The organism is Streptomyces cellostaticus, from assembly GCF_001513965.1.
GTDB lineage: Bacteria > Actinomycetota > Actinomycetes > Streptomycetales > Streptomycetaceae > Streptomyces > Streptomyces cellostaticus.
This window is the reverse complement of sequence record NZ_KQ948065.1, coordinates 24,331-30,729: the sequence shown is the minus strand read 5'-3', so window position 1 is coordinate 30,729 and position 6,399 is coordinate 24,331. Positions and strand designations below refer to the sequence as shown.

The following is a 6,399-nucleotide window of genomic DNA, read 5'->3' as shown; positions in this document are numbered from 1 at the left end:
TTAGCCGGAACCCGTCACCGGCCCACTCAGGCACCCTGTTGACCTTGCCCATGACCTGCTTCGCACTCGGGAGACGTACAACCGCCATCGGCATCATCTGGTGGAATGAACAGAGCGGGCCCGTCGCCGTACCGGCGACGGGCCCGCATCCTGTGACGCCTGCGCGCCCGCCGCCCCCCTTGGGTCAGGCGGCCGGTCGCCGGGCGACGATCCTGGCGTGGTGGGGGTCGGTCTTGCCCGCCCGGATCATGGCGGTCAGCACCTCATCCACGAACTCGTCGCCGCGGTCGCCCAGCGCGGCGGCCTGGGTGGCGAATCCGGCAAGCTTGTACCGCTCGCGCATCTCGGGCAGGTCCGCCATGGTCTTCTTCGCGCTGAACGGGTGGGGGAGATCCGGCTCGTAGTGGACGAGCTCCAGACCGGCCTCCTCGAGCACCTTGGCCACTTCCTCGGCCGGGTACTCGTACGACCCCGGCTGGGCCTCGGCGAGCAGGTCCTTCCACTTCGGGCTGCCCGCGATGTCCCGCAGGATCCCGAACATGCCGGGGCCTTCGCTGCGTGGGTGGGCACCGGTCCACTGCAGGACGATGTACCCGCCCGGGCGGAGCCCGCGGGCCATCCGGCGCAGCGGCTCGTCGATCTCGGTCACCCAGTGCAGCACCCAGGAAGAGTGGATGACGCCGAACCGGCCCTCTGGGAACTCCAGCTGCTCGGCCGGGCAGACCTCGGCGGTCACGGGGAGCCCGTCACAGAGCTTCCCGGTGGCCTCCACCATGGACTGCGACGCGTCACTGGCCCAGACCTCGAACCCCCGCTCCGCGACGAACCGCGCGACCTCCCCGGTGCCGCAGCCGATCTCGGCGAACGCGCCGCCCTGCTCCAGGGCGTCGCCCGTGAGCTGGAGCGCGGTCAGTGCCGTCTTGACGTGCGGGGCGTTCACCTGTGCGAAATCCTCCGCCTTCCAGGCGTGGGTTTCGGTCATCGACGAAGTCCTTTCTCGGGTCTCGGGGTTGGCGCGTCGGCTAGTCGATGCGTTCGGCGGTGAGCTGCCAGACCTGCGACAGAATCCGGCCCTGCTCGTCGAGTTCCAGGTCGGTGCGCGGAGCCTTGCCGGTCAGCTGGCCGAGGATCTCGGGGGTGAGGTTGGTGTCGTACAGGGCCGGCTTGAGCGAGGTGATGTTCCACAGCTTGCCGACGGTCTCGCGGAGGTTCTGCTCGCTGATCCGCTGCAGGACGGGGAAGGCCGGGCGCATTTCCTTGGCGAAGCAGAAGAGGTGCAGCCGCGCGCCGGGCTTGGTCGCACGGTGCAGCGCGGCGACGTAGCTGCGCTGGTTCTCCTCGTTCAGGCAGTGGTAGAGCGCGCTGTCGACGACGGTGTCGAAACGGTCCTCGAAGCCGTCCAGGGTGGCCGCGTTGGCGACGGCGAACTCGACGTCGAGGCCCTGGGCGCGGGCGCGCTTGCGGCACTCGTCGATGGCGTTGGCCGAGCCGTCGACGCCGGTGGTCCGGTAGCCGCGCGAGGCGAGGAAGATGGCGTTGTCGCCGAGCCCGCAGCCGACGTCGATGACCTCGCCCTCGATCTGGCCGGCGTCCTCCAGCGCCACCAGGGCCGACTGGGCCCGGCCGATGTCCCACGGGGTGGGCAGGGCGTCAGGGGTGTCCTCGCGGTAGCCCTCGTAGACGGCTTCGAGGTTCAGGTTCTCCAGGGTGACGGTGCGCAGCGTGTACTTCTGTTCGGTCACGTGAGTCTCCAGCGAATGATGTGTTGAGCGTCGAAGGACGGGCTTTGTCGGCCGGGCGTCCTCGGTCTGACAGGCCGATTCGCGCCTCGACGGTGCTCAGCCGAGCTTCAGCGGGATCTGCTCGGCCCGGGTGAAGCCGGGGCGCAGCGTCCACGGGATCTGGTCGCGGGCCACAGCGAGGGACAAGTCCGGGAACCGGGTGAACAGCGCGTTCAGCGCCACCTCCGCCTCCAGGAGGGCCAGCGGGGCGCCGAGGCAGTAGTGCGCCCCCTGTCCGAACCCGAGGTGGGCGTGGCCGGTGTCGCGGCCGACGTCCAGGCGCCGGGGGTCCTCGTACTTGCGCGGGTCGGTGTTCGCGGACAGGAGCAGCGGAATGATCGGATCCCCCTTCGGGATGGTCACGCCGCCCAGCTCGACGTCCTCGACCGGATAGCGGGGCTGCCCGAACTGGGCGGGGCCCAGGCGCATGAGCTCGTTGACCGCCTGCGGCCAGCGGGACGGGTCCTCGCGCAGCAGCGCGAGCTGGTCCTGGTTCTCCAGCAGGGCGAGCACGGAGTTGCCCAGCAGGTACGTCGTGGTCTCGTGCCCGGCGATCACCATGGTGAAGACGAGGGAGACCATCTCCCGGTCGGAGAGGCGGTCGCCGTCGTCCTCCTGGGCCTGGATGAACGCACTGATCAGGTCGTCACGGGGTTCGGCGCGGCGGCGCGCGATGATGTCGAGCAGCTGGCCGATGCTGTCGCGGAAGACGGTGGGGAGCCGTTCGACGTGCGCCATGGGGGTGGACAGGACGCTGCCCCAGTCGTGCCACTGCGGGCGGTCGTCCTCGTCGATGCCGATCAGCTCGCAGATGACGGTGATCGGCAGCGGGTAGGAGAACGCCTCCATGAGGTCGACCGGGGCACCGTCGCTTCCGGCCTCCGCCATCCGGTCGAGCAGGGCGTTGGTGATCTCCTCGATCCGGGGGCGCAGCCGGGCCACACGGCGCGCGGTGAAGGCGCGGGAGGCCAGCTTGCGCAGGCGGCGGTGGTCGGCGCCGTCGATCTCGAAGATCTTGTCGGCGAGGTAGTCGACCAGATCGGTCGGGATGTTGAGCTTCTTCATGATCGTGAACCGGTCGCGCGGCGCGGCCCCCGGCACCGATGCCGGGTTGTTGACGAACCGGGGATCGGTCACGAGCCGGCGCACGTCGGCGTAGCGGCTGACCAGCCACATCGGCGGCCCGCCCATCAACGTGCCGGTCAGGATCGGCGCCTGCTCGCGCAACCTGGCGTACTCGCCGAACGGATCGGCCGTCAGCTCCGGCGAGAGCAGCTCGACCGCCTCGGCCGGGTTCCCGATGGTGGTGGTCATGGATGTTCCCCTTCTGCGTCGAAGAAAAAGCGGACCGAATGAAAACGGCGTACCCGTATTTCCCAGTGCGCCGCTCACCACAACCGACCCGGCTCTTCGGCAGGTTAGGAACGGAATGGCTGAATCGGCATCCCTCAACCTGATAGGCTTTTGCGGATCCTTTGATATGCCCCAAATGTCGAAATGCTATTCTGCCAATTCTCCAGCGCGGCGGAATTCGGCATTTTAGACAGCGCGGACACGCAGGGCTCCGTCGTTCTCGCGATCGGCGCGGAACGATCACGTGAGTCCGAGGGCGGCGGGCGGCCGGGTCATGTCCCGTCCGTGATGACGCAGGCCCTCGTTCGCGCGGGGCCTGCACGATGCCGTCACTACGCAGGGCGGAGACGGGGTGGACGCAGCGGCCGCCGGCGCGGATCGCGCCGCGCAGGGACTTGCCGTCCACCGCAACCGCTGTCGCACAGAGCGGCCCCGCAGCCCGACAGCAGCCGTTCAGAGGTATCAGCGGCCCACTCGGCGATCGCGGTGGGGGACTTCGCCCCGGCCAGGACCGCGCAGGCGGCCACGGCCGGGACGTACGGCAGCGGGTGGCGGCGGCGCGGGTCGGGCAGGTGGGCCGGTCGGGGAGGTGGGCCGGCAGGCCGGGCAGTTCCTCGGGGCAGGGCCGGATTCCATCCCGCGAGTTGGCCCGATCCCGCGGGGAGGGGTGATGACGGCGCAGCAGGCACGGTCTTCCGCTGTGGTGATCAGCGAATTCGACACTCCATGATCACCGGGAAGCCGTGCCTGCCGGCGCACCCGCCGCCCGCCACGAACCGCCCACCACCGCTGACTTGGGATGTCCGGCCCATACCGGCGACTTCGGGTTGGCCGCGAGAACGACGGAACCCTGGCCGTGGCTGGACTTCGGGTCGCTGAGGGCCTTGCGCACCAGCTCGTGACCGGTGGCGATCCAGCCGATGTGCCCGTCGGGGTAGACCATGCGCGCAAGGGGGCGTCCTTTGCGCAGGGAATCGGCTATGGCAGGCGGGTCAAAATGATGGGTCCGCGCCCACGGCTCCTCGAAGGAAATTGCGTCACCCATGGAGTCCTTCTCCATCGGGACAGGGGCCGGCCGGGGCTACTGGGCCAGTTTCTCGAGGGTTTCGTACGCGTTCGCCATGGAGGCTTCGGCCTGCGGCTTGAACTGCGCCATCTGCGGTGCAGCGTTGGCCATCGTGAGCTCGGCGGTCACGAACGTCAGGTCGTCGCCGAGGCCGATCGCCTCGAGGATCGCCTTCAGGTACGTCTGCTGGTAGTCGAAGGCCTCGCGCGGCGTGCCGGGGGCGTAGGAGCCGCCCCGCGACAGCACGGCGACGACCTTCTTTCCGCTGAGCGGGCTGGGAACCGCCATGTGGGCGGGATGGACGATGCGGTCCAGCCACGCCTTGAGCGCCGACGGGACCGTGAAGTTGTGCATGGGGACGCCGAGTACGATCACGGACGCGTCGAGCACTTCCCGGGTGATCGCCGCGGTGAGCTCGCGCTCCTGCGCACTCTGGCCGTGGTCGGTGTCCGGGTAGATGAGCGACTGGTGCACGGGCTCGGTGATGTGCGGGATCGGCTGAGCCGCGACATCGCGGTAGACGTACCCACTGTCCGGGTGTTTGTTGCGCCACTCTTCAGCGAAATAGGCCGACAGTCGCCTCGATACGGATTCAGTACCGAGACTCGAATCGACATGCAGAAGGTGCGACATGCGGACATCCCCTTAACGGTCGCGAAATGTGCGTGTGATCGACCCGCGACGGTTTTCAATTCGTCGCGACGGCATGGCCTTGATCCCTACGGCCAGACTAGGCGAGCCATTGGCGGCACAACATCCCTCAACCTGGTAGGGCCCGGTCCGCCGCCCTCGGACTGGGCGGGGGAACCGGAGTGATCCCCAAGCGGATATGGATCCGAATTGGATCCGAATTCAAGGACACCGCTCGCACTCGAAGTGCGTTTCAGGTCCGCTCGAGATCCGTACCCCCTACCAGATCGAGGGGTGACCGCCCGTGGCCGCGCGCCTAATCTGGCTGCGGAGATGCCGGAATGACGGGCATGACAAATCGGGGGAGGACTCCATGAGCGACGCAATATCCTTCGAGGAACCGTGGGCGCGCACCCATCAGTTCGACCCTCCTGCGATATTCGACGCGCTGCGGAAAGAACGTCCGCTCGCGAAAATGGTGTATCCCGACGGACACGTCGGCTGGATCGCCTCCAGCTACGAACTGGCGCGCAAAGTCCTCAGCGACCCGGGGTTCAGCCACAGCACGGAGATCGGTCACTTCCCGGTGACGCACCGCGGACAGGTGATGCCCAACCATCCCAAGATTCCCGGGATGTTCATTCACATGGACCCGCCCGACCACACCCGCTACCGGCGGCTGCTCACCGGCGAGTTCACCGCCCGCCGGGCGCACCGGCTCACGGCGCGGGCCGAGGCCGTGGCCGCCGAGCAGATCGCCGTCATGCGGGAACACGGCTCGCCCGCGGACCTGGTGGCGAACTTCGCCAAGCCCCTGTCCCTGCGGGTCCTGTCCGAACTCGTCGGCCTGCCCTACAGCGAAGCCGACCGCTACGGCCACGCACCGACGCTCCTGCACGACTCGGACGCGGACCCGCAGGAGGCCGCGGCCGCCATGGGGCAGGCCGTCGCCTTCTTCGGCGAGGTCATCGAGCGCAGGCGCAAGGAGCCCGAGGACGACCTCATCAGCCGCCTCATCGCCGACGGGCAGCTGACCACCGAAGAGCTGTGCAACATCGTCACGCTGCTCCTCTTCGCGGGCTACGAGACCACCGAGAGCGCCCTCGCCGTCGGCGTGTTCGCGCTCCTGCACCACGCCGACCAACTGGCGGCGCTCCGCGCGGACCCGTCGAAACTCGACGCCGCCATCGAGGAACTCCTCCGCTACCTCACCGTCAACCAGTACGACACGTACCGCACCGCCCTCGAAGACATCGAGCTGGGCGGTGAGACGGTCAAGAAGGGCGACAGCGTCACGGTTTCCCTGCCCGCGGCCAACCGTGACCCGGCGAAATTCGAGTGCCCCGCCGAGCTGAACATCGACCGCGAGACCTCCGGTCACATGGCGTTCGGCTTCGGAATCCACCAGTGCCTGGGCCAGAACCTGGCACGCGTCGAACTGCGCGCCGGCTTCTCCGCTCTCCTGCGCGCATTTCCCGACCTCGGCCTTGCCGTTGGTTTCGACGAGGTGCCGCTCCGGCTCAAAGGATCCGTCTTCGCGGTGAAGAGCCTGCCCGTCTCCTGGTGAAC

General features: G+C 68.4%; 7 protein-coding genes. 1 reads left to right on the top strand and 6 read right to left on the bottom strand.

Going from position 1 to position 6,399, the window contains the following annotated elements; translation table 11 throughout:
- Window positions 1-184: 184 nt before the first annotated feature.
- The 6 genes from AQI88_RS40685 to AQI88_RS40665 all read right to left on the bottom strand — a co-directional run bounded on the left by AQI88_RS40685 (window position 185) and on the right by AQI88_RS40665 (window position 4,833).
- Entirely contained in the window at window positions 185-982 is a 798-nt protein-coding gene (locus AQI88_RS40685; protein WP_067010631.1) for a class I SAM-dependent methyltransferase, read from the bottom strand.
- A gap of 40 nt (window positions 983-1,022) precedes the next feature.
- Entirely contained in the window at window positions 1,023-1,742 is a 720-nt protein-coding gene (locus tag AQI88_RS40680; RefSeq protein ID WP_208616080.1) for a class I SAM-dependent methyltransferase, read from the bottom strand.
- Window positions 1,743-1,838: 96 nt separating this feature from the next.
- Entirely contained in the window at window positions 1,839-3,095 is a 1,257-nt protein-coding gene (locus AQI88_RS40675) for a cytochrome P450 family protein (protein WP_067010629.1), read from the bottom strand.
- 371 nt (window positions 3,096-3,466) lie between these two features.
- Window positions 3,467-3,661 carry a transposase family protein gene (locus tag AQI88_RS48290; RefSeq protein WP_244184605.1) on the bottom strand — a complete coding sequence of 65 codons (195 nt, stop codon included), beginning with the start codon at window positions 3,659-3,661 and terminating at the stop codon, window positions 3,467-3,469.
- Window positions 3,662-3,864: 203 nt separating this feature from the next.
- Window positions 3,865-4,179: a hypothetical protein gene (locus AQI88_RS40670; RefSeq protein ID WP_159050540.1), complete on the bottom strand. Its 315-nt coding sequence runs from the start codon at window positions 4,177-4,179 to the stop codon at window positions 3,865-3,867.
- Between the two features lie 36 nt (window positions 4,180-4,215).
- Window positions 4,216-4,833, bottom strand: coding sequence for an FMN-dependent NADH-azoreductase (locus AQI88_RS40665; protein WP_067010625.1), 618 nt, complete (start codon window positions 4,831-4,833; stop codon window positions 4,216-4,218).
- 370 nt (window positions 4,834-5,203) lie between these two features.
- Here AQI88_RS40665 and AQI88_RS40660 point away from each other — a divergent pair, with 370 nt between their 5' ends.
- Window positions 5,204-6,397, top strand: coding sequence for a cytochrome P450 (locus tag AQI88_RS40660; RefSeq protein ID WP_067010622.1), 1,194 nt, complete (start codon window positions 5,204-5,206; stop codon window positions 6,395-6,397).
- Window positions 6,398-6,399 lie beyond the last annotated feature (2 nt).